This window comes from Bradyrhizobium sp. SEMIA (assembly GCF_014844175.1).
Classification (GTDB): Bacteria; Pseudomonadota; Alphaproteobacteria; order Rhizobiales; family Xanthobacteraceae; genus Bradyrhizobium; species Bradyrhizobium arachidis.
On sequence record NZ_CP046601.1, the window covers coordinates 4,969,619 to 4,992,737 of the forward strand.

24 protein-coding genes are annotated in these 23,119 nt (G+C 64.2%); 16 read left to right on the plus strand and 8 right to left on the minus strand.

The window, feature by feature from the left end; translation table 11 throughout:
• Positions 1–46 precede the first annotated feature (46 nt).
• Entirely contained in the window at positions 47–997 is a 951-nt protein-coding gene (locus tag FOM02_RS24275) for a DUF6492 family protein (protein WP_027562586.1), read from the plus strand.
• A 113-nt stretch (positions 998–1,110) separates the two neighbouring features.
• Here the strand turns inward: FOM02_RS24275 and FOM02_RS24280 are convergent, their stop codons facing one another.
• Entirely contained in the window at positions 1,111–2,178 is a 1,068-nt protein-coding gene (locus FOM02_RS24280) for an endo-1,4-beta-xylanase (RefSeq protein WP_027562587.1), read from the minus strand.
• 343 nt (positions 2,179–2,521) lie between these two features.
• Here FOM02_RS24280 and FOM02_RS24285 point away from each other — a divergent pair, with 343 nt between their 5' ends.
• The 9 genes from FOM02_RS24285 to FOM02_RS24325 all read left to right on the plus strand — a co-directional run bounded on the left by FOM02_RS24285 (position 2,522) and on the right by FOM02_RS24325 (position 11,831).
• Positions 2,522–3,958, plus strand: coding sequence for a lipopolysaccharide biosynthesis protein (locus FOM02_RS24285; RefSeq protein WP_027562588.1), 1,437 nt, complete (start codon positions 2,522–2,524; stop codon positions 3,956–3,958).
• Between the two features lie 46 nt (positions 3,959–4,004).
• Positions 4,005–4,367 (plus strand): hypothetical protein, encoded by a 363-nt coding sequence (locus FOM02_RS24290; RefSeq protein ID WP_141263218.1) that lies wholly within the window; start codon positions 4,005–4,007, stop codon positions 4,365–4,367.
• A gap of 245 nt (positions 4,368–4,612) precedes the next feature.
• Positions 4,613–5,845 carry a branched-chain amino acid ABC transporter substrate-binding protein gene (locus FOM02_RS24295; protein WP_027562590.1) on the plus strand — a complete coding sequence of 411 codons (1,233 nt, stop codon included), beginning with the start codon at positions 4,613–4,615 and terminating at the stop codon, positions 5,843–5,845.
• A gap of 119 nt (positions 5,846–5,964) precedes the next feature.
• A complete protein-coding gene (locus tag FOM02_RS24300) occupies positions 5,965–6,912 on the plus strand; it encodes a branched-chain amino acid ABC transporter permease (RefSeq protein ID WP_027562591.1) in 948 nt (315 codons plus the stop codon).
• Positions 6,909–8,201 (plus strand): branched-chain amino acid ABC transporter permease, encoded by a 1,293-nt coding sequence (locus tag FOM02_RS24305; RefSeq protein ID WP_027562592.1) that lies wholly within the window; start codon positions 6,909–6,911, stop codon positions 8,199–8,201. The genes FOM02_RS24300 and FOM02_RS24305 overlap by 4 nt, the downstream gene beginning before the upstream one ends.
• Entirely contained in the window at positions 8,198–8,968 is a 771-nt protein-coding gene (locus tag FOM02_RS24310; RefSeq protein ID WP_027562593.1) for an ABC transporter ATP-binding protein, read from the plus strand. Before FOM02_RS24305 ends, FOM02_RS24310 begins: the two co-directional genes overlap by 4 nt.
• Positions 8,968–9,663 carry an ABC transporter ATP-binding protein gene (locus FOM02_RS24315; RefSeq protein WP_014497636.1) on the plus strand — a complete coding sequence of 232 codons (696 nt, stop codon included), beginning with the start codon at positions 8,968–8,970 and terminating at the stop codon, positions 9,661–9,663. Before FOM02_RS24310 ends, FOM02_RS24315 begins: the two co-directional genes overlap by 1 nt.
• A gap of 156 nt (positions 9,664–9,819) precedes the next feature.
• Positions 9,820–10,038 carry a hypothetical protein gene (locus tag FOM02_RS24320; RefSeq protein ID WP_027562594.1) on the plus strand — a complete coding sequence of 73 codons (219 nt, stop codon included), beginning with the start codon at positions 9,820–9,822 and terminating at the stop codon, positions 10,036–10,038.
• Between the two features lie 224 nt (positions 10,039–10,262).
• Positions 10,263–11,831: a L,D-transpeptidase gene (locus FOM02_RS24325; RefSeq protein ID WP_027562595.1), complete on the plus strand. Its 1,569-nt coding sequence runs from the start codon at positions 10,263–10,265 to the stop codon at positions 11,829–11,831.
• A gap of 111 nt (positions 11,832–11,942) precedes the next feature.
• Here FOM02_RS24325 and FOM02_RS24330 read toward each other — a convergent pair whose 3' ends face one another.
• Complete coding sequence (locus FOM02_RS24330; protein WP_027562596.1) at positions 11,943–12,347, minus strand: hypothetical protein; 405 nt, start codon at positions 12,345–12,347, stop codon at positions 11,943–11,945.
• Between the two features lie 128 nt (positions 12,348–12,475).
• Complete coding sequence (locus FOM02_RS24335) at positions 12,476–12,769, minus strand: hypothetical protein (protein WP_027562597.1); 294 nt, start codon at positions 12,767–12,769, stop codon at positions 12,476–12,478.
• Between the two features lie 266 nt (positions 12,770–13,035).
• Between FOM02_RS24335 and FOM02_RS24340 the strand changes: the two genes are divergently transcribed.
• Complete coding sequence (locus FOM02_RS24340; RefSeq protein WP_027562598.1) at positions 13,036–14,001, plus strand: GlxA family transcriptional regulator; 966 nt, start codon at positions 13,036–13,038, stop codon at positions 13,999–14,001.
• Positions 14,002–14,011: 10 nt separating this feature from the next.
• Here the strand turns inward: FOM02_RS24340 and FOM02_RS24345 are convergent, their stop codons facing one another.
• From FOM02_RS24345 to FOM02_RS24365, 5 genes are all read right to left on the minus strand, one after another.
• Positions 14,012–14,824 carry a class I SAM-dependent methyltransferase gene (locus FOM02_RS24345; RefSeq protein WP_027562599.1) on the minus strand — a complete coding sequence of 271 codons (813 nt, stop codon included), beginning with the start codon at positions 14,822–14,824 and terminating at the stop codon, positions 14,012–14,014.
• Positions 14,825–14,917: 93 nt separating this feature from the next.
• A complete protein-coding gene (locus FOM02_RS24350; protein WP_027562600.1) occupies positions 14,918–15,454 on the minus strand; it encodes a VOC family protein in 537 nt (178 codons plus the stop codon).
• Positions 15,455–15,696: 242 nt separating this feature from the next.
• Positions 15,697–16,665, minus strand: a complete 969-nt coding sequence (locus FOM02_RS24355; RefSeq protein ID WP_027562601.1) for a Bug family tripartite tricarboxylate transporter substrate binding protein — start codon at positions 16,663–16,665, stop codon at positions 15,697–15,699.
• An 11-nt stretch (positions 16,666–16,676) separates the two neighbouring features.
• Positions 16,677–17,570 (minus strand): MBL fold metallo-hydrolase, encoded by an 894-nt coding sequence (locus tag FOM02_RS24360; protein ID WP_027562602.1) that lies wholly within the window; start codon positions 17,568–17,570, stop codon positions 16,677–16,679.
• Positions 17,571–17,574: 4 nt separating this feature from the next.
• Entirely contained in the window at positions 17,575–18,786 is a 1,212-nt protein-coding gene (locus tag FOM02_RS24365; RefSeq protein ID WP_027562603.1) for an ABC transporter substrate-binding protein, read from the minus strand.
• 168 nt (positions 18,787–18,954) lie between these two features.
• On the opposite strand from FOM02_RS24365, the gene FOM02_RS24370 reads away from it, so the two are divergent.
• From FOM02_RS24370 to FOM02_RS24390, 5 genes are all read left to right on the plus strand, one after another.
• Entirely contained in the window at positions 18,955–19,656 is a 702-nt protein-coding gene (locus tag FOM02_RS24370; RefSeq protein ID WP_265440057.1) for a TetR/AcrR family transcriptional regulator, read from the plus strand.
• A complete protein-coding gene (locus FOM02_RS24375; protein WP_027562604.1) occupies positions 19,634–20,185 on the plus strand; it encodes a carboxymuconolactone decarboxylase family protein in 552 nt (183 codons plus the stop codon). Before FOM02_RS24370 ends, FOM02_RS24375 begins: the two co-directional genes overlap by 23 nt.
• Positions 20,186–20,194: 9 nt before the next feature.
• Positions 20,195–21,040 (plus strand): SDR family NAD(P)-dependent oxidoreductase, encoded by an 846-nt coding sequence (locus tag FOM02_RS24380; RefSeq protein ID WP_027562605.1) that lies wholly within the window; start codon positions 20,195–20,197, stop codon positions 21,038–21,040.
• A 366-nt stretch (positions 21,041–21,406) separates the two neighbouring features.
• Positions 21,407–22,246 carry a shikimate dehydrogenase gene (locus FOM02_RS24385; RefSeq protein ID WP_027562606.1) on the plus strand — a complete coding sequence of 280 codons (840 nt, stop codon included), beginning with the start codon at positions 21,407–21,409 and terminating at the stop codon, positions 22,244–22,246.
• A gap of 23 nt (positions 22,247–22,269) precedes the next feature.
• Entirely contained in the window at positions 22,270–23,103 is an 834-nt protein-coding gene (locus FOM02_RS24390; protein ID WP_027562607.1) for an amidohydrolase family protein, read from the plus strand.
• Positions 23,104–23,119: the final 16 nt, after the last annotated feature.

A 23,119-nucleotide genomic window follows, 5' to 3' on the forward strand; every position in this document is an offset into this window, starting at 1 on the left:
GCACCGCTTGTATGACTGCGGCTTGATGGCCATTCGGGCGCACTCCATGCATTCCGTTGCACTGCTGACTGCCAGCTATGCCAAGGATATCGAACGCTTCTCGCTGCTCAGCGAGAGCATCGACACGTGGCTGACGGGATACACGCGGCATTATGTTCTTGTTAACGATGAGGACGTGCCGCTGTTCGAACGGTTCGCGTCCGACAAGCGCGTCATCGTTCCGGCCTCACGTTATTTGCCGAAATGGCTGTTCGCGCTGCCGCCAGCGCTTCAGTTCATCAGCAGCCGCAGGGTCTGGCTGTCGCTGCTATCGTCGCCCGTGCACGGCTGGCACATCCAGCAGATCCTGAAGATCGCCGGCGTCCTCAACGCGCCCGAGCAGCGCGTCTGCATTCTGGACTCCGACAATCTGTTCTTCCGCGAATTCGACGTCGGCCAGTATGCCGGCGGCGAGAAGACGCCGCTGTTCGTCACGCGCAAAGGGATCGACGCTAGTCACCCCTTGCATGTGCTGTGGCTGCGCACCGTCGACCTGCTCCTCGGCATCAAGGACCGGTCCTTCCCCGCAGACGACTATGTCGGCAACGCGCTGGTCTGGGACAAGGACAGCGCGCGGGCGATGACCGCCGCCATCAAGTCGGCGACGGGCCTGAGCTGGGCGCTGGCATTGTGCCGGAAGAAGAAGTTCTCCGAATACCTGCTTTACGGAAACTTCGTCGCGAACTCACCAGAACATCTGGCGAGGCATCAGGTCACCGAGGACAGCATCGCCGTCTCGCATTGGGACGACACCTGCCTCGACCGCGCCGCGATCGAAGCGATGATGCGGGCCGCTTCGCCGGAGCAGGTTGCGCTGTGCATCCAGTCCTATTCGTCGACCTCGATCGACGACATCCGCGACGTGTTCCGCTTCAGTTCGCGCGATCGCCGCGGCCCGAGTCTGTCGCCGGATCACATCGGCGATGCGGCGGAATTCGAAGTGCCGAAGACGCGCTGAAGCATGATCCGGGAAAGTGCGAAGCGGTTTTCCGAAAAGATCATGCTCAAACAACAACCCAAAGCGCGATGACGGTTCATCCCAATCTCATCGCGCTTTAGGCGCCGCCGCCCTCAAACTTCCTTCGTGAACTTGCTGATGACGTCCATGAACGGTTTTGGCTTGAACTCGCCGTCGAGCGGCAAGGGCCGGTTCGGCTGCTTGTCCTTGCGGGCGAAGACGCCGTTGATCCAGCTGTAGCGGTCGGATATGCCCCAGGTCAGGATCGAGCGCACCGGGCCGCTGGTCGAGATCGCCGTCAGGAGATCATCGACGCGTTTGGCGACGATGGCATCGCGCTCTGCCGGACTGCCCGCCAGCTTCTGATCGTCGACGTCGAGCTCGGTGACGTAGACCTCGAGCCCCCACGAGCGCAATTCGGTGACGAACTCGGCGAGGCCGTGCGTATCGATCTCGAGCTCGGCATGCAGATGCGATTGCAGGCCCACTGCATGCAGCGGCACGCCCTGGTCGAGCAGGTCCATGATCAGGGTGCGGTACGCCGCGCGCTTGGCGATGAACGAGTCCTTCGCCGATTCGATGTCGTATTCGTTGATCGCGAGCTTGACGAAGGGATCGGCCGCGGCCGCCGTGCGGAAGGCCAGCGGGATCCAGCGCTCGCCGAGATGCTGCGTCCAGAACGTGTCGCGCCGGTCCTTCACACTGCGGGGATTGTCGGGGATCGGCTCGTTGACGACGTCCCACGACGTCAGCTTGTCCTTGTAATAGGAGACGACGGTGCCGATGTGATCGACATAGGCGCGCTCGACGCCTTTGGCGTCCTTGATCTGCTTGGTCCAGTCCGGAATGTCGTGATACCAGGCGAGGGCGTGGCCGCGCATGGTCAGATCGTTCTTCTGCGCGAATTCATAGATGGCGTCGGCGCGTTCGAACGCGAACGTATGCGCATCCGGCCGCAGCATCGGCCATTTCAGCTCGAGCACCGGCACCACCTGGGTGCAATAGGTGCTGATGGCCTCGCCAAGCCGCGGATCGGCTTGCAGGTCCCACAGTGTCGCGGCTGCGCCATAGCCGGGACGGCGCTGGGCGAGCTTTGACGCCGGCGCGGCCGATGCCGTTGCACCCGCCGCCAGTGCTGCGGCGCCGCCGAGAAGAAATTCGCGTCTGTCGAGCCTGGTCACGTCGGAATCTTCCTTTGGGAACCAACGCGCTATGGTACCAAGCGTCGCCCTGCGACGCCGGGGGTTTCCTGTTGTTGGGTTAACCCTTGCCGGATGCCTGTTGCGTCGATGCACGTGACGCTGGGGCCGATGTGCCAGCCTGGATCATGGTTTCATTCGTGATGGCGAAAACCGCTTCAGCGAAAGGGCAAATTTAACGCTAACGGGTGAAAGCGGTGTCAAACCCTCATTCGCCGCCCGATCTCCAGACTTATGTGACACTCTTGCGAGATGCTGCGGCGCAATTCATTCGCCCCGCAAGGCCCATTGATTTAACGGCCGTCATCATCCCAACGGTCCTGCAATGCTGAACCGCCATTTCTCGATCTATCTCGTCGCCTATATCCTGCCTGCGGCGGTGGGCTTCTTTGCCGTCACGGCCTACACGCGGCTGCTGACGCCTGCGGAATACGGTGTCTATGTCGTCGGCATCAGCCTGGCCGGCATTTTGGGCGCGATCTTCTTCGCCTGGATCAAGCTGTCGGTGTCGCGCTATCAGGCGATGTCGGCGGAGGTGGATTTCCGCGGCACGGCGATGGTCGCTTTTGCGCTGACGGCAGCGGTGCTCTGCGCCACCACGCCGCTGGTGTTCCTGTTCCGCAGCGATCTCAGCGTCGAGCTGCTGCTCGCCAGCATGTTCGTCGCGATCATGGCCAATGCGGTCGATGTCGGCCAGGAGTTCGAGCGCGCCAAGCTGCGCCCCTATCGGTTCGCCGCGATCTCGATCGTGCGCAGCGTCTCCAGCGTCGGCTTCGGCCTCGTCGGCATCTGGCTCGGCTGGGGCGGCCTCGGCTTGCTTGCGGCCTTCGGCCTCGGTTCGCTCACCGGCATCATTCTCAACCTTGTCGGCGACCGCACCAAGATCGCAGGCTTCCAGCGCAGCCAGTTCATGCAGCTGGCGCGCTACGGGCTGCCGCTGACGCTGGCCGGACTGTCCGTCGCGGTCTATTCCGCCTGCGACCGACTCATTGTGGCTTATCTCCTTGGCAAGGACGCTGCCGGCATTTTCGGCGTCGCCGCCGATCTGCCGCGTCAGTTCATGGTCATGATCGCCTCCAGCGTTGCCGCGGCGACCGTACCGCTGGTGTTCCGGTCACTGTCCGAGAACAACAAGGAGACGACGCGGGAGCGGTTGACCGAAAGTCTCGAGCTGCTGCTTGTCGTCGTCGCGCCGGTCGCGGTCTGGCTTGCGCTCGCGGCCGACCAGGTCGCCGGCACGCTCGTCGGCGTCGACTTCCGCGCCGGCGTGTCGGCGTTGCTGCCGACCCTCGTGCTCGCGCGCTTCTTCGGCATCGCCAACCAGTTCTATGTCCAGATCAGCTTCCAGCTCGCCGAGCGGCCGTTCATGCTGGCGGCGCAGTCCTTCCTTACGCTCGTTCTGAGCGTAGCGCTGATGTTCGTCCTGGTCGCCGGCTACGGCCTCTACGGTGCGGCACTGGCGACGCTTGCGACCGAGGCCGTCGGCTTCCTCGTCGCCGTCGTGCTGATGCACCGCGCCCATCCGGTCCCGTTCGACTTCAACCGCCTCGCCGGCGTTGCCGCCTCCGCCGCCGTAATGGCCGCTGCAATCCTGGTCGCGCGATCGCAGGCCGGCGGCACCGGCCTCGTCTCTCTCATCATCGTCAGTCTTGCCGGCGGTCTTGCCTACGTTGCCGCCGCCTGGCTGCTGAACGTCGCCAATGTGCGGACGCTGTCGCTGCGTTTGCTGCGGACCTTCAATCGGAAGGCGCTGGGGGTCTAGCCGGGCTCATGGCAACCGGAGACAGATCTGACGCATGCGACGATATGTGATCCGGATTGCGATCTTCGGTCTGCTCGGTCCCGCGGCGACGCATCTCGGCTTCTATTTGCTTGTGAGACATGCCGAAAGGTGGTGGTGGCCGCAGCCTGCGATCTATATCGTCGAACTGCTGCCATTTCTTCTTTGCGCCGTCATTGACGGCGCGCTGAAGGATGCGCGCGCCTGGGAGCGTGCGGTCGTCGCCGGGATCAGCGCACTCGTCGCATCGAGTCTGGCATTGGCCATTGTCTTTGGAGGGTTCGGAGCCTGGACATTCGGATTAGCCGCGCCGCTCGCGGCGGTTGCCTGCTCCATTCTGGCGACAGGGACGGATGTGCCGGACAGCACGGATCCGATCGACCGGCTTTAGGTGGAGAGCATCTTCCGCGGTACCGCCGTCCGCCGCATGCGAGTTTCCCCTTGCGTTCTATTCCTTGTCGCGGAATGCTGAGGACGGGTTGGCCGGCCGGATCACATTTCATAGCGGCGGCCGGAGCCATGCCCTGTCGCGCTTGAAAAGCAAAGTTCGTTCTGCTCATTAGGGGTTTGAAATTGCGCTGCAACATGCGCAAAAAGCCCATCGACTAAAGTCGATAGCCAGCGAGGAAACAAACAATGCGCAAGCTCACATTGGCCATTGCCGTGATCGCCCCGATGCTCGGTCAACCAGCGTCGGCCGAGGACACCATCAAGATCGGCTATATCGATCCGCTCTCCGGCGGCGGTGCCAGCGTCGGCGAGGGTGGTCTGAAGACCTTCCAGTATCTGGCCGACGAGCTCAACGCCAAGGGCGGCATCCTCGGCAAGAAGATCGAGATCATCGGGCTCGACAACAAGACCAATCCGCAGGAGAGCCTGGTGCAGGCCCAGAAGGCGATCGATGCCGGGGTGCGTTACATCACGCAAGGCAACGGCTCGTCCGTCGCCGCCGCGCTCTCGGACTTCGTCACCAAGAACAATACGCGCAATCCCGGCAAGGAGGTCCTGTACTTCAACTACGCCGCCGTCGATCCGAGCTTGACCAACGAGAAGTGCAGCTACTGGCATTTCCGCTGGGATGCGAGCTCCGACATCAAGATGGAAGCGCTCACCAACTACATGAAGGACACCCCGTCGATCAAAAAGGTGTACCTGATCAACCAGGACTATTCGTTCGGCCAGTCGGTACGCACCGATGCGCGCAAGATGCTGGGCGCCAAGCGTCCTGATATCCAGATCGTCGGCGACGAGCTGCATCCGCTGCTCAAGGTCACCGATTTCTCGCCCTATATCGCCAAGATCAAGGCGTCCGGCGCCGACAGCGTCGTCACCGGCAATTGGGGCCAGGATTTTGCGCTGCTGCTCAAGGCCGCGGCTGATGCCGGTCTGAAGGTCAACTGGTATACTTATTATGCCGGTGGCGCCGGCGGTCCAACTGCCGTCAAGCAGACCGGTCTGGATCATCAGGTCTTCCAGATCACCGAAGGCTTTGCGAATTCCGGCAACAAGGCTGCGATGGACTATGAGAAGGCGTTCCGCGCCAAGGTCAATCTGTCGCTGTGGTATCCGCGCGCAGTCAACGAGATGCGCATGTTCAAGGCGGCGGCCGAGAAGGCCAACTCGATCGACCCCGTGAAGGTCGCAGCGGCGCTTGAGGATCTGAAGTTCGAGGTCCTCGATGGTGGCCAGGGCATCATGCGCAAGGACGACCACCAGTTCTTGCAGCCGATCTACATCTCCTCCTTCGGCAAGCTGACCGAGAGCGAGCCATTCGACGAGGAGAGCACCGGTTGGGGCTGGCATCTGGTGTCGAAGATCGACACGCCGCAGGCGATGGTCTCCACGACCTGCAAGATGGCGCGGCCGTAATCACTGAGCTTGTCGTTGTCCCGCGGCCATCATGGGCTGCGGGGTGACGGCAGCCGGACGATTCTTGATTGGGCGATGTTCACCGGGGCCATCAGGCCCCGGATATCCATGAGTGCGCTGTGCTTGAACTCATTGTCATTTCGACCCTGAACGGCGTGCTGTTCGGCATGCTGCTCTTCCTGTTGTCGAGCGGGCTCACCGTCATCTTCAGCATGATGGGCGTCCTCAACTTCGCCCATGCCAGCTTTTACATGCTCGGCGCCTTCTTCGGCTTCCAGCTCACCAAGTGGATCGGCTTCTGGCCGGCACTGGTGCTGGCGCCGCTGCTGGTCGGCGCCATCGGCATGGCCGTTGAGCGTTACGGCCTGCGCAACACCCACAAGCACGGCCATGTCGCCGAATTGCTGCTAACCTTCGGCCTCGCGTTCGCGATCGAAGAGATCGTGTCGATGATATGGGGCAAGAGCCCGGTCGATTACCGCGTGCCGACGCTGCTCGACTTCCCGGCCTTCACGGTGTTCTCGACCAACTACCCCGCCTACAAGATCTTCATGCTGGCCGTATCGGTCGTGATCTTCGTCGCCCTGCTGATCGTGCTCAAGCGCACCCGCGTCGGCCTGATCGTGCAGGCGGCGCTGACCCATCCGCACATGGTCGGGCATCTCGGCCACAACGTCGGCCGTGTGTTCATGGTGGTATTCGGCGTCGGCAGCGCGCTCGCCGGCCTTGCCGGCGTCATCGCCGGTCCCGCCCTGGTGACGCAGTCCGACATGGCCGCGGCGTTAGGGCCGATCCTGTTCGTGGTCATCGTGTTCGGTGGCCTCGGCTCCTTGCCCGGCGCCTTCGTCGCTTCACTGGTGATCGGCCTGGTGCAGACTTTTGCTGTCGCGCTGAACGGCTCGCTCGCCAGCGCCTTCGGCCCGCTCGATCCGTCGGCGGGGCCGTCCGTCCTCACCGACGTCTGGAACGTCACGATCGCGCAGGTCGCGCCGATCGTGCCTTATCTTCTGCTGGTGATCATTCTGATCGTACGCCCCATGGGCCTGATGGGGACGCGCGAGTCATGACCACCACGAAGACCTCGACATCCAAGATTGCAGACAAGCCCGCCGGCGACGGCCTGCGCTTCTACGGCGTCTGGCTGATCGGCATTGCCGCGCTGATCGTCCTGCCGATCGTCTTCTCCTCCGGCGGCTCGCTAACGTCGTTCAGCCTGATCGGCATCGCGATCGTCTTTGCGCTGTCCTACAACATCCTGCTCGGCCAGACCGGGCTGTTGTCATTCGGCCATGCCGTGCATTACGGCCTCGGTGGTTTCGCCGCCTGCCACATGATGAACGCCGTGGTCTCGCACGGCTGGCCGATCCCGCTGCCGTTCATTCCGCTGTTCGGCGGGCTCGGCGGCCTCGTCTTTGCGATCATCATCGGCTGGGTGATGACCAAGCGCGCCGGCACTGTCTTTGCGATGATCTCGCTCGGCATCGGCGAGCTGGTCGCGTCGTCCTCGCTGATCCTGCGCTCGGTGTTCGGCGGCGAGTCTGGCATCACCACGGACCGAACCGCGCTGCCAAAAATGTTCGGCTGGTCGTTCGGGCCGCAGCTTCAGGTCTACTACCTCATCGCGTTCTGGCTGGTGCTGTCGGCGATCGCGATGTACGCGCTGACCCGGACGCCGCTCGGCCGGATCAGCAATGCCGTCCGCGACAATCCGGAGCGCGTCCAGTTCATCGGCTATGATCCGCACGTCGTCCGCTATCTCGCCTTCTGCTTTGCCGGATTCTTTGCCGGCGTCGCGGGCAGTCTTGCCGCGATCAATTTCGAGATCGCCAACTCCGCCTATCTCGGCGCGATCCAGTCCGGCCTCGTGCTGTTCTCGACCTTCATCGGCGGCACCGCCTATTTCTTCGGCCCGATCCTCGGCGCGATCCTGGTGACGTACCTCCAGCTCGGGCTGACCAGTGTCACCAGCGTATGGCAGCTCTATTTCGGCATCATCTTCATCGGCATCGTGATGTTCTCGCCGGGCGGTATAGCGGGCCTGGTGATGATGCACCGTCCGCTGGTGCGCGCCGGAACGCTGTGGACGGTGATCCCGTCCTATCTCGTCGCTGTCGTGCCGACCGTGGCACTCGCCTGCGGAATCATTCTCACGATCGAGACCATCGCGCGCTATTCGGGCGGGGAAGTCATCAACCTGTTCGGGATCGGCTTCAAGCCGACATCACCGGTGACTTGGGTCGCTGCCGCGGTTCTCGTGATCGGCGGCGCCTTCGTCGCGCGGCTGACCTGGCGGCGGATCGCGGACGCGTGGGACAGGGCTGCGACGGTCGCCCGTGACCGGGGGTATCTCGCATGAGCGGAGCGGTATCTGGAAAGCGCGCAGCCATCGAAGTCCGCGCCGTCGAAAAGCGCTTCGGCAATGTCGGCATCATCCGCGACCTGAACCTCAGCGTCGCCCAAGGCGAGCGTCATGCCATCATCGGCCCGAACGGCGCCGGCAAGTCCACGACGTTCAACCTGATCAGCGGCCACATCAAGCCGACCGCGGGCGAGGTGAGGCTGAATGGCGACCTGATCTCGGGCCTGAGGCCCTTCGAGATCAACCGGCGCGGCCTGTCGCGCTCGTTCCAGGTGACCAACGTGTTTGCCCGGATGTCGGTCTGGGAGAACGTCCGCTGCGCCGTGCTATGGGCGACGGGGCATCGCTACGCCTTCTGGAAGAACGTCGACAGCCTGCCTGAGGTGCGCGAGCGTACCGCGCAGATCCTGGACGACATCCATCTGACGCATCGGCGCGACGTTCCGGCTGGGCTTCTCACCTACGCCGAGCAACGCGAGCTCGAGATCGGCATCACCATCGCGAGCGGCGCCACGGTCGTCATGCTGGACGAGCCGACCGCCGGCATGAGCCATGCCGAAACCGATCGCGCGGTGTCGCTGATCCGCCGGCTGACCGAGGGCAAGACCCTCGTCATCGTCGAGCACGACATGAGCGTCGTGTTTGGTCTGGCCGACCGCATCTCCGTGCTGGTCTACGGCCACATCATCGCCTCGGGCACGCCGGAAGAGATCCGGCGCGACCCGAAGGTCAAGGAAGCCTATCTCGGCGAGGAAGCGCACTGATGCTCGAGGTCAGGGATCTCCACGCCTACTACGGCAAGAGCCACATTCTTCAGGGCGTCGATCTCGACGTCGCCGCCGGCGAGGTCGTGAGCCTGCTCGGCCGCAACGGCGTCGGCCGCTCCACCACGGTCAAGGCGATCATGGGCGAGGTCGCGCCGCAAGGCACGATCCGCTTCAAGGGCAAGGACATCGCGGGTCTTCCGAGCTACAAGATCGCGCGGCTCGGCCTCGGCTATGTCCCTGAGCATCGCGACATCTTTCCGAGCCTGACGGTTCGCCAGAACCTGCTGCTCGGGGTCAAGGACACGCGCCGTCCCGGCAAGTGGCGGCTGCAGGACATGCTCGACATGTTCCCCAATCTCGCCGCGCGGGCTGATACGGCCGCAGGCGTGCTGTCCGGCGGCGAGAAGCAGATGCTCACGACCTGCCGCACGCTGATGGGCGATCCGGATCTCATCATGATCGACGAGCCGACCGAAGGCCTCGCGCCGCTGATCGTGCAGCAGGTCGGTGATCTCATCGCGCGCATCGCACAGGCCGGTGTCGCGATCCTGCTCGTCGAGCAGAAGCTGTCGATCGCGATGCGGATTTCGAAGCGCGTCTACATCATGGGCCACGGCCGCGTCGTCTTCGAAGGCACGCCCGATGAGCTCAAAGCCAACGCCGCCGTGCGGCAAGAGTGGCTCGAAGTCTGACGCCCCACAGGACGAGACATCCGCTGGCGTTCCGATAGCGAGTACCCGGGCTGCCGGCATGGCAGCCGTATGACACAGCTCTGTGTGATGAGGGTCACATCGTGCGGCCTCCAGCGGGGCTAGCACAGATGTGTTCATCTTCGCCCGGTTCAGGTCATGACCGTCACCGACTTTGCCTCCGTTTTGCGCAAGCTGGGTCTTGCCGCAGCTCTCATCTGCGCGCTCCTGAGCCTCACCGTGTTCGCAGTGCTGCTGATCATGCAGCATGAGCTGGCTGCGCAGGCCGCAGCGCGTGCTCTGCCGCTCATGGTCTTTGCGCTGTTCGGCCAGTTCGGCGCTGCAATGACCCGGCTGATCGGACGCCGGACCCATTAGCCCGGACATTCTGCCGCAGTGATTCGACGCCAGCCCCGGACCAGCCCCGGCCCCGGGCCATCTTCCGCCTTTCCGGGCCGTCGTATATGAGAGATTTGCCGCCGGACCGGACCGAATATCGCCAGATACGGAACGCAAGGTGGCCGCGAATTCTTAATCCACAGATCGCAATCTGACATGCGATCGACACACAGGCACGGACTGGCATTGGACCGGGGTATGGCATGAAAGACCAGATGACGACGGCGCAATCCACGATGGCGACGCGGCGTTGGCGGACTCCCGGACTTGTTGCGCTCGCGACGATCGCCGCCCTGACCGGGCTGACTGCCAGCGCCGACGCGGCCAAGCAGGCCCGCCAGGTGGCCGAGGCGGTGGCGCCGCGCGAGGCCGGCGAGCCGATCATGGCGATCGTGTCGATCAAGAGCCAGCAGGTCACCTTCTACGATGCGGACGGCTGGATCCTGCGCGCGCCGGTCTCGACCGGCACCACCGGCCGCGAGACGCCGGCCGGCGTCTTCGCCATCATCGAGAAGGACAAGGACCACCATTCGACCATGTATGACGATGCCTGGATGCCGAACATGCAGCGCATCACCTGGAACGGCATCGCGCTGCATGGCGGGCCACTGCCCGGCTATGCCGCCTCGCACGGCTGCGTACGCATGCCCTTCAACTTCGCCGAGGGCCTGTTCGACAAGACCAACATCGGAATGCGGGTGATCATCTCGCCGAACGACGCAGCCCCGGTCGATTTCTCCCATCCCTCGCTGTTCGTGCCGAAGCCGGAGGCCATCGCGGCGGCCCCAGGCCGTATCGGCAAGCTCTCCGCTGAAGCCGAGGAGGCGACGCGCGCTGCCGACGAGACCAAAAAGGCCGCCACCGCAGCGGCGAAAGAGGCGCAATCGCTTCCGGCGACGCTGCGCAAGCTTGAGCAGCAGAAGACCCGCGCCGACGGTGAGAACGCTTATGCCGACAAGCTGATTGCGAATGCCAAGACCGACCAGGCCAAGGCAAAGGCCGAGGAACTGAAGCAGAAGGTGGCTGCCAAGGCTGCCGATGCGGCAACCCAGCTCGATGCCGCCAAGGCCGCCGCGCAGCCGAAGCGCGATGCCGTCGCCGCCACCAAGGAAGCCGCGAAGGTCGCGGCGACCAGGAAGGCCGATGCCGTCAAGGCGGAACTCGACGCAAAGCTCGCGCTCGAACCGGTCTCGGTCTACATCAGCCGCTCGACGCAGAAACTCTATGTGCGGCGGAACACGCACAAGCCGGCGCCGGACGGCGGCGGCGAGGTGTTCGACACCAGCATCGAGGTCCCCGTCACGATCCGCAATCCCGACCAGCCGCTCGGCACGCACATCTTCACGGCGATGGCGAGGAACGGCACCGGCCTGCGCTGGAGCGTGGTCACGATCGACGACGGCGACAATGCCAAAAACGCGCTCGACCGCATCACCATCCCGCAGGAGGTGTGGGATCGCATCGGGCCGACCGCATTGCCGCGCTCGTCGATCATCATCTCGGACGAGCCGCTGAGCAGCGAGACCAACTACCGCACCGAGTTCGTCGCGGTGCTGAGCAACCATCCGCAGGGCGGCTTCATCACGCGCAAGCCGACCGCGCCGCCGATGGCCGTTGCCAGCGATGACGGCTACTGGGACAATGGCGGCAACGGCGGCAACGGTTTCGGCTTCTTCTTCCAGCAGCCGAACCCGCAGCCCGTCAATCCGCGTCGCCGCGGCCAGTATCAATATTATCAGCCGGCGCAGCCGATGCCGCGGAGCTTCTGGTAGCAGAGCGCTCTAAAGCATGATCCTGAAAAGTGCGAAGCGGTTTTCCGGAAAGATCATGCGTAAACGACAACCTGAAGCGCGATGATGAATTCATCCAAATCTCATCGCGCTTTAGGGTGACCCCGTCGACATGCCCTGCAGCTGTCGAAGCGGATTGAGCGGGCCGAGCGGGATCAGCTCGAAGCGCATGAGATGAGCTTCGCCCAAGGGCAGCTTTTCGAGCATGTCGTGAGCAGCCGCGACATCCGTGACGTTCAGGATGAACGCGACGCCGACGCGATCTTGCAGCGAGTACCACTGGTCGATCTTGCCCTCGAGATAGAGCTTCACCGTCTCCCGCACTTCCTTCGGCAGGATCGCGCGCGCGGCGGCGGCATCGGCGCCGGGGTTGATCGTGCCGATCGCAAGAATTCGGGTGGTTGGCGTCGGCGGCGTCGGTGACTGCGCGCGTCCCGGGACCGCGGATGCCAGGCAGAGGATCAAAGTCACCAAGACGGCAGCGAGCGTAGGCTTCATTCGTATTCTCCTTGCCCTGAGGTTTACGCTGTTCAACCACATAGGGTGCGTGCTGCATCGCCGCCGCGCGGCGGCGATGCAGGCTCGAATGTCAGGCGCAGGTCCGGCGCGTGGTCACTTGCCTTGATTCACTTGCCCTGGATCAGAAGACCCAGCGGCGCGAGCGGGCCGACCGGCATCAGCTCGTAGGTGCAGAAACCGTCGGTCACGAGTGGCAGTGCCTCCACGGTCGCCTTGGCCTGTTCGAGGGACTCGACGTTCATCAGGAAGACCACGCCGGGCTTGTCCTGGCGAAACCAGAACTGCTCGATCTTCCCGTCGAGATAGTGCTTCAACGTAGCCGGCACTTCCCGCGGCATGATCTGCTGCCGCTGCTCCGGCGTCGGCGCCTTGGTGATGTTGCCGATGGCGATGATTTTCATGGGGCTCTCCTTTTGGATTGGTGCTCGTCAAGGGGCGGCGTCCAGTCCGAAGGCTCCGCAAAGAGGGGCGAAAACGCCATCTTTGGAGGCATTTACGCCATCGATAATCGTGCCGATCGTCCGCAAAAACGTTGTTTTCTCAGATCGCTACGACTATCTCTCGCTCGCGGTGTGGGCTTCGGACCGAGCGCCGATGGGGACCAAGCTAAGCCGCCCTCCGCATCAGCGGTATTGTCGTAAACGACAACTTTGAGAGCATTTCCGCCATGCACATCGCGTTGCTCGCCCTCGAGGGATTTTGGGACACCGGGCTGACCGTGACGCTCGATGCATTCACGATCGCCAACAATTTCGCGGCCGCCCAGGCGGGTAGTGCGCCCCATTTCGACGTGTCGATCGTCGGCGTGCGGAGAAAAGTCCGCTCCGGGCAGGGCTTTGCGCTCCCCGTCAAACCCGTGACGCCCGACCTGAAGCCGGACTGGGTCATCGTACCGGCGTTGAATACAAGTCGGCCGGAACTGTTGATTCCGGCGCTTGACCGCCGCGACGTCAGGCAGGCGGTGGAGCAGCTCCAGTCCTGGTACGCCAATGGCGCGCGCATCGCCGCGTCCTGCATCGGGACGTTCGTGCTTGCGGAGGCGGGGCTGCTCGATGGACAGGGAGCGACGACCACCTGGTGGCTGTCACCGCTGTTCCGTCAGCGTTACCCGAATGTCAGGCTCGATGAGAAACGCATGCTGGTGACGTCGGATCGCGTTGTCACGGCGGGCGCCGCCATGGGGCATCTCGATCTCGCGCTGTGGTTCATACGTCAGGCCAGCCCCGAGCTTGCCGCCGTGGTGTCGCGTTATTTGCTGGCCGATCTGCGCTCCCTGCAGGCGCCCTTCATCATTCCCAATCATCTGGCGCAGGCCGATCCGCTCATCCAGCGTTTCGAACGCTGGGCGCGCGAGCATCTGAAGCAGGGTTTTTCGTTGCAGGAGGCCGCAAGCGCACTTGCGACCAGCGCGCGAACCTTGCAGCGCCGCTGCGAGGCGGTGCTCGGCAAGTCTCCGCTGTCCTACTTCCAGGACCTCAGGGTCGAGCGCGCGCAGTCGCTGCTCCATGGCAGCGGTCTCGACGTCGATGCGATCGCCGCCGAGGTCGGCTATGAGGATGGCGCGACGCTCCGGACGCTGTTGCGGGAGCGCCTCGGACGCGGCGTGCGCGAGCTTCGCGCAAACCTGCGCTGACGGTCCGCGCCTACGGCCGCGCTTCGATCACGATCGCCTGGATCTTGCCGTCAACCGCGCCGGAGCCGTGGCGCGACCGGAGTTCTGCGGCAACGAGATCCGTCGCGGCCTGCAGCTTGCTCGCATCCCTGGCCTCGATCTCGCTTCGCAGCGGCGTGCCCTGGCAGAGCGCGGTCGCGGCATATTCCGCCGACGGCGCGCGGCTGGTTTCAGTTCGCGTTTCGATCGAGATGTCGCGAAAGCCGGCACGCTCGAGGTCGGATCTGATGAGCGCCTTGTCGTGATAGCCGTGCGGCGTTCGGCTCATGAAACGGGGCGGGTCGTCGGGAAACATCCTGGCGAGCGCGGCCGTTGCTTCGTCGCTGAGCACATTGTCCTCGATGCGGTCCCACACGTTGAACACGAACGTGCCGTCGTCCTTCAGCACGCGCTTCACTTCGCCGTAGGCCTTGACGCGGTCCGGAAAGAACATCGCGCCGAACTGGCAGCAGACCACGTCGAACTCGGCATCGCCAAAGGGCAGCGCCATGCCGTCCGCCTGGCGCCAGGTGATGCGGTCATCGTCGCCTTGCCGCTTCGCCGCGACCGCGAGCATCGGCTCGTTCAGATCGGTCGCGACATAACGGATGCCGCGCGGCAGCGCCGCCGCGACTGCGCGCGTGACCGCACCGGTGCCCGCGGCGATCTCGAGCAGCACGGAGGGCGAGCGCGCCGCGACGCGTCTTGCGATGTCCTCCGCATAGACGGAGAAGATCATCGGGACCAGATATTCGTCGTAGATTTTTGGAATCGATCCGGCAAAAACCTTGTCAGTGCTGGACATGCTTGCCTCGCTGAAGGTTCGGACACGAGGCTGATGTACCACAGATTGCGCTCTACCGCGCGAGCAGCGAGGTGACCCCGCCGGCGAAAGCGCCTACGATCTTGCTACGACCTCGCGGATCGGCCGCGTACCGTCCCAGCTCAACGCCGCCTGCCGGACTTTTTCGAAGAACGGCCCTTTGGTGCCGCTGATGTCGGAGATCTCGATGATCGTTCCCGGATGGGCCTGCGTGTCGAAATAGGCAAAGCGTCCCTTGTCGCCGCCGATCTGACCCTCGTGGCCGATCCTGTAGCCGAGCCCGATCGCCTTGTCGTAGAGCGACTCATAGTCGTGACTCCAGTAGGACATGTGCTGGAGGCCTTCGTGGCCGGCGTCGAGGAATTCCTTGTAGAGCGAGGGCGCGTCGTTGCGCTGCTGGATCAGCTCGATCTGGAGATCGCCTGAGTTCGCCAGCGCAATGCTCATCTCCACCGCGGAATCCTGGCCGCGATGGCGGAACCAGTCGGTCTTGACGCGGTCCATGTAGTACCAGGGACCGACGCCCATCACCTCGATCCAGTGCTTCATCGCGGCCTGGATGTCCCGCACCACATATCCGTTCTGGCGCACCGCGCCAAAGATGCGGCTCATGCCCGCGCTCCTGTTCTCAACCTAGTCACTCTAGGCTATCGCATGCGACAGCGGGAGGCCGCTGGACGAGCGGGGCCTGCATGGTTCGAGACGCCCGCCTTGCGGGCTCCTCACCATGAGGGTCTGATATCCCGCCGCACAACGGGACCTCATCCTGAGGAGACCGCGTAGCGGTCGTCTCGAAGGATGGCCGCACGCGAGTCTCCCGTCACGTTTGTCTTCACATGCAATAGCTTTGCTATTCACTTCACCTCGATGCCGGCGTCCTTGGCAACCTGCTTCCAGGCCGCGATGTCGCGGGCGTTGATGTCGCGCTGTTCGTCGCCGGGCACGAATTGCGGCGTGATGCCGAGGCCCAAGAGCTTCTCCTTCACCTCGGCATCGCCGAGCGCGTCCTTGAGCGCCGCCGACAGCTTCGCGGCGATCGGCGGCGCAAGGCGCGCGGGCGCATACATCGCCCACGACAGGCTGCGGTCGAACGGTACGCCTTGCTCCTGGTAGGTTGCAACATCCGGCAGGCTCGGCGAGCGCTCGCCGCAGGCGGCCAGTGCCTTGATCGAGCCGTCCTTCACCAGCGGCGTTGCGGTCGCCATGTCGAGCGTCGCCAGCGAGATATGACCGCCGAGCAAATCGCCGGCGAGCTTGGCGATGCCGTTGAACGGCACTTGCTCCATTTTGATGCCGGTCTGCTGCATCAGGATCTCCGCGCAAAATTGCCCGGTCGATCCGATCCCCCAGCTACCGTACTGGATCGGCTCGCCCTTCTTCGCAAGGGCAATCAGCCCCTTGATGTCGTTGGCGGCAAAATCCTTGGTCGCCACCAGCATGATCGAGGACGTACCGATGCGGCCGATGGTCGTAAAGTCCTTGATCGAATCGTAGGGCAGCTTCGGATAGATCGCCGGCGCCAGCACGTGCGTGGTCATGCCGCCGACGGTGATGGTGTAGCCGTCATTCGCTGATGTCGCGACCATCTGCGTGCCGAGCGTGCCGGCAGCACCGGTGTGGTTCTCGATATAGATGCTCTGCCCGAGCGTCTTGCCCATCTTGTCGGCGAGCAGCCGGCCGATCACGTCGCCGCCACCGCCCGCCGCGTAAGGCAGCAGCATGCGGATCTTGCGGGTGGGGTAGGCGGCCGGATCCTCGGCGCGCGATGGCATCGTCGCCGACAGCAATGCGAGAAACGAAAGCGTGACGGTGCGCAGCATCATGATGGCATTCCCTAATCCTCGAAACGAAATCGGTAGGCATCGCCGTGCCGGATCACGCGGCCTGCGGTCGGCGCCGGAAAATGTCCGGTGAGCAGATAGCTCGGCGTGTCTGCCAGCTCATCCAGCAGCGCCATCCGCGTCGCGACCGCGGCAGCCGGATCGACATCGGCGGCGTTCGAGAGCCACGGCGCCGCGCACTGAATCGGATGATGGATGACGTCGCCCGACATCACCGCATGATCGTGGCCGCCATTGAGATGGATCTGCATGTTGCCGGCGGTGTGGCCTGGCGCCGCGGCGAAGCGCAAGGCGGCGTCGCGATCCCCAAACAGGCGATGGTCGGTCTCGACGAGCTCGGCGAGGCCCGCCGCGACCACCGGCAGCACGGAATCCTCGAATGAGCCGTGGTTCACCGGGCTCTTCGGCGCGGCATTGTGCGCGGCTTCGAAATGCCGGTACTCCTCGCGTCCCATCAGATAGCGCGCATTGGGGAAGGTCGGCACCCAGCGCCCGTCGAGGAGGCGCGTGTTCCAGCCGACGTGGTCGACATGCAGATGCGTGCACATCACGAAGTCGACCTGTTCGGGAGCAACGCCCAGCGCCTGCATGTTCTCCAGGTAAGGCTGGTTCAGATTATTCCACGCTGGCACGCGCGGCCGGTGCTTGTGATTGCCGCAGCAGGTGTCGACGATGGCGGTCCAGCGCGGCGTGCGGACGAGATAGGAATGGTGGCTGAGGATGAAGCGGCCGGTCTCCGGCTCGATATAGCGGTGATCGAGCCAACTCCGGTTCTCGGCGATCACCTCGTCGGTGACGTTGGCGAACAACCATGTCTTGTCGAAGGCGAGCGAAGGGATCTCGCTGACGAGATCCACCCGCATGCTGCCGATTGTCACCTGCCGCATCGGCTCAATTCTTCAGGAGGTCGCCGAACGGCACCCAGCGCGAGCCGTCGAAACGGATCAGCTGCAGGCTCGTCATCGGTGTATAGCGCTCCGGCGAGTTGTTCACGGCGGTGCCGTTGATCAGCATCGGCAGGTGCACGTCCTTGAGTGACGTCGCCTGCTTCATCACATTGGCGCGGGTGAGGTCGTTGCCGGAGGCCTTCAGCACCGTCACCAGCGTCTGGGCGATGGTGTAGCCATAGACATTGAGCCAGTCGCTCTTGTTGGCGTCCGGCAGGTACTTGTCCATGAACGCCAGCCATTCCCTGTAGCCGGGGTCATCCTTGTTTGCCGGATCGGTCGCGTCCTTCAGGTACTGGCTGGAGATGACACCGGTGGCATTGTCCTTGCCGGCCGGCTCCAGCACGCCGCTGATCGAGGCGGAGACGTTGGAGATGATGGTCGTGGGCTTCCAGCCGATCTCGCCGATCTTGCGGATCGCCTGCGCCGCAAATTTCGGCGTCGCCGCCACCAGCACCACATCGGCGCCCGCGGTCTTCAGTTGCAGGATCTGGGTGTCGACCGTCGGTGCCGAGGTCTCGTAAGCCGCGCGCGCGACGATGGCCTCGCCGCCGCCGAGCCCTTCTTCCAGCGCCTTCAGATAGTCCTTGCCGAGATCGTCGTTCTGGTAGAGCACGCCGATCTTCGCAGTGGCGTGGCTCGCCTTGATGTATCTGGCGTAGGCGATCGCCTCGTCGCGATAGGTCGGCTGCCAGCCGACGGTCCAGGGGAAATTCTTCGGGTCGTCCCACTTCGCCGCGCCCGAGCCGAGGAAGAGCTGCGGCACCTTGCGGTCGTTGAGATATTTGTGCACGGCGCTGTTGGTCGGCGTGCCGACGCCGCCGAAGATCAGCAGCACCTCGTCGCTCTCGACTAGCTTGCGCGTCTGCTCCACCGTCTTCGGCGGGCTGTAGGCATCATCCGCAATGATCATCTGGATGCGCCGCCCGTTGACGCCGCCGTCGTCGTTCACCTTGCGGAAATAGGCTTCGGCGGATTTTGCGATCTGGGCGAAGGCCGACACCGGGCCGCTCAGCGGTGCGGTGGTGCCGATCTTGATGGTCTTGTCGTCGGCGCCGGGATCGTATTTCGCGGTTTGAGCAGACGCGGTGCTGGCCGCGAGCAGCGGCAACAGGATGCAGGCCGCGGACAAGCGAAGGCGGGCAAAGCGCGCCATGACGTCGTCTCCCCAAATTTGCTCTCCGCCTCTCATTGGTGCGGAGTTGAAACGCGAGAACAGCGCCCGAAGTAGACTTGCGGGCCGCGACCGTTGCCGCCAGACTGGCGAAACGAACGATCGTTCGCACGGTTGACTAGCGAACGATCGTTCGTTAGTCAAGCCGTCATGGCTGTCCACACCTCCAGCGCGGCGGAAGCGGCTGCGCCCACGACCCGCGAGCGCATCCTGTCTGAAGCGCTGAATTTGTTCGCGCAGAGCGGCTATGGCGGCGCCTCGATGCGCGAGCTCGCCCGCCGCGTCGGCATCCGCGAGAGCAGCCTCTACAATCATTTTTCGGGCAAGGCCGCGATCCTGGAAGCGATCGTCAGCGAGCACGGCCCCGCAAGCTCAGCGAGCCGGCTGGAGGAGCCGCGCTACAAGCAGCTCGCGCGCCAGCCCGCTGCGTTCTGCCGGCAGTTCGCGCTCGACCTCGTCGAGCAATGGTCCGACCCGCGCGAGCACCAGTTCCAGAAGGTGATCACCGCCGAACGCAACCGCGTGCCCGGCATCCGCGCCAAATTCGCCGATCATTTCTACGCGCGCGAGCAGAGCATGATGACGGACTATTTTCGCGGCTTTGCGCTCGCCGGCCTGGTCTCGACCACCGATCCGCGCGAGACCGCACGGCTGTTCGCGGCCGGTCTCATCTACATCCGCCTCGAGCACTACGTGATGGGCGCAGCGCCGTCGCCGCGGTCGAAGGTGCTCGAGGCGATCGACCGCTATCTCGCCTTCTTCCTGTCGCTGATTTCGGCGGACGGTGGCAACGACGACAACAAGAAACGAAAAACAAAGGGAGAGGCGCGTGGCAAGGCTGCCCCTGATTGATCCGGAGACGACGAGCGGCGACATCCGCGCCTCGTTCGACCGCATGCCGGTCAAGCTCAACATCTTCCGCATGATGGCCCATGCCGAGGCCAACATGATCCCGGCAATGCGGCTCGGCAATTCGATCCTGCACAAGCAGAAGCTCAGCGCGGTCAACCGCGAACTGCTGATCCTCCAGGCCGCGCAGCTCGAAGGCGGCGCCTATGAATGGCGCCAGCACGTGCCGATCGCGCTCGGCGTCGGCTGTACGCAGGCGCAGGTCGATGCGGTCGAGCGGAGCGACTACGACGCGGCCGCATTGAACGAGGCCGAGCGCGTGCTGCTGAAGTTTGGCCGCGAGGTGGTCGAGAATGTCCGCGTGCCCGAAGCGACCTTCGCGGCTGCTCGCGCGCATTTCAGTGACCAGGAGATCGTCGAAGCCATCGTCGCGCTCGGCTTCTACATGATGATGGCGCGGCTCACCGAGGCCACCGAAACCGATCTCGATCCCGCGGCCGGCATGAAGGTCTATGACGGCGGCAAGAAATAGGCGGCTGGGATGAGCGAGACCGAGAGCAAGCCGGAGCGCTACGTTCGTCCGCCGAGCGCGGAGTCGTTGGGCGAAGCGCCGGGCAGAGGCCGCCTGAAGAGCCGCCGCATCCTGATCGTCGGTGGCGGCCAGCGAGTGTTCGACGCGGCCACGGATCCGATCGGCAACGGCCGCGCCATGAGCATTCTGTGCGCGCGCGAGGGCGCGAAAGTCGCGGTTGCCGACCTCAACCGCACCTCCGCGCAGCAGACCGTCAAGCACATCACCGATGAAGGCGGCGAGGGCTTTGCCATCACGGCCGACGTCACGAGCGAAGCCGACGTGACGCGGATGATCGAGGAAGCGCACCGCGCCATGGGCGGCCTCGACGGCATGGTGCTGAACATCGGCACCTTCGGCAAAACGGGGCTCGATAATGTCAGCCCAGAGGAGTGGAACAGGATCTACGACGTCAACGTCCGCGGTCCCATGCTGTGCTGCCGCGCCGCGATGCCCAAGTTCGACAACGGCGGCTCGGTCGTCTTCATCTCCTCCATCGCCGCGCTGAAGGCGGGATCGCAGATGGCGGTCTACGATTCATCCAAGGCAGCGCTCGGCGGCCTCATGCGCAACATCGCCCATCTCGGCGCGCGCCGCGGCATCCGCGCCAATCTCGTCTATCCCGGCCTCGTTGACACCCCCAACGGCCGCGAAGCCGGCGCCGGGCGCCCCAACCGCGGCAAGGGCCACGTCCCGTTCGGCCGTCAGGCGACTGCCTGGGAGATCGCCTACGCCGTGCTGTTCTTCCTGTCGGACGAAAGCGTCTACGTCACCGCGCAGACGCTCGCGGTGGATAGCGGCCTGAGCGGGATGTAGCTCTTATCGTCATGGCCGGGCTTGACCCGGCCATCCACGACTTATTCGCAGCACCAAGAACGTGGATGCCCGGGTCAAGCCCGGGCATGACGAATTTCAATCGTCGCCACAATCACCCGACCTCATCCCGAGGTGCTCACCTTGCGATGCACCCGCATCGCAAGGTGAAGCCTCGAAGGATGGGCCACAGGCGCGCTCGCAGCCCATCCTTCGAGGCGCGCAAAAGCGCGCACCTCAAGATGACGTCGCTGGGTGTAGGTGCCGCGCCACCCCAGATTCACATTGCGCCTGCTAGCCATTCCCTCTAATTGTCTTGGACAAATGACCAAAGAAAATGGTCGCATGACGAGGAAGGGAAGCGCAGGCATGTCGCAGGGTGGTTTTGGACTGGCAGGTGTAATCGGCATGCCGGTCGCGCATTCGCGCTCGCCCGTCATTCACAATTACTGGCTGAAGGCCCACGGCATCCGCGGCAGCTATGTGCCGCTCGCGGTCAAGCCGGAGCGGCTCGAGGATGCGCTCGATGGGCTGATTGCGCTCGGCTTCCGCGGCTGCAACGTCACCATGCCGCACAAGCAGACGGCGATGCCGCTGCTCGCCCGCGTCAACGAGACGGCAAAGCGCATCGGCGCCGTCAACACCATCGTGGTCGAGCAGGACGGCACGCTCTCCGGGTTCAACAACGACGGCAACGGCTTTGTGCAGAGCCTGCGCGATGCCAGGGCGGACTGGCGCGGCGATGCCGGGCCGATCCTGCTGCTCGGCGCGGGCGGCGCCTCGCGCGCGGTGGTCGTGGCGCTGCTGGAGAACGGCGCGCGCGAGATCCGGATCGCCAATCGCACGGCCGAGAAGGCGGAGGCGATCGCCAGGGAATTCGGCGCCGCCGTCAGCACCATTGCGTGGGATGATCGCGCCGCCGCGCTCGGCGATGTCGCACTGCTCGTCAACTGCACCGACCGCGGCATGGTCGGCAAGAGCGCGCTCGAGATCGACCTGTCGCGCCTGAATCCTACGACACTCACCGCCGATCTCATTTACACCCCGCTCGAGACGCCGTTCCTGGCCGAGGCCCGCGCGCGCGGCTGCGTCACCGTGAACGGGCTCGGCCTTTTGCTCAACCAGGCCCGGCTCGCCTTCAAGGCCTGGTTCGGTGTCATGCCCGACGTGACGCCCGAGCTGATCAAGGCGATCGAGGCGACGTTCTGAACCGCAGGCCGGGAGTTCGCGCCATGACACTGCCGGCGTCCCCCAGGATCGATTGCCACATCCACGCCATCGATCCCGTCCGCTTTCCCTATTCGGACGACACGCCGTACCGGCCGAGTGGGCAGGAGATCGCGCCCGCGGCGCAGCTTCTCCGCGTGTTCGATGCCTTCGATGTCAGGCACGCGCTGGTCGTCGCCACCAACACCGGCTATGGCAGCGACAGCCGCATCCTACTCGACACCTTGAAGCAGGGCGGCGGCCGCTTCAAAGGCGTCGCCGTCGTCGAGAACGACGTCGATATCAAGGAGCTCGAACGGTTGAAGGCCGCCGGCGTCATCGGCATCGCCTTCAACGTGCCGTTCCACGGCGCCGACTATTATCTCAAGGCGGCGCCGCTGCTGGAGAAGCTGGTCAGCCTCGACCTGTTTCTTCAGGTCCAGGTCGAGCACGACCAGTTGCTCGCCTTGCTGCCGCTCATTGAAAAGTCGAATGTGCGCCTGGTGTTCGATCATTGCGGGCGGCCCTCGGTCGCGCAAGGGTCACAAGGCAAGGCCTTCCAGACGCTGCTCGCGATCGGCCGCGAGCGCGACGCGCATGTGAAGCTGTCGGGCTATTACAAATTCTCGCAGCTGCCGCATCCCTATGAGGACACCTGGCCGTTCATCGCAGCGCTGGTCGATGCCTTCACCCTCGACCGCTGCGTTTGGGGCTCGGACTATCCGTTCCTGCGCGCAGCCGAAAGGCTCGACTACGGCCCGCTGCTCGCGGTGCTGCCAAAACTGTTTCCGGACGCGGGCGACCAGCATCGCCTGCTGTGGCGAACGCCGGCGAAACTGCTCGGCTTCGACGGATCATAAAAAGAAAGCGAAGGGG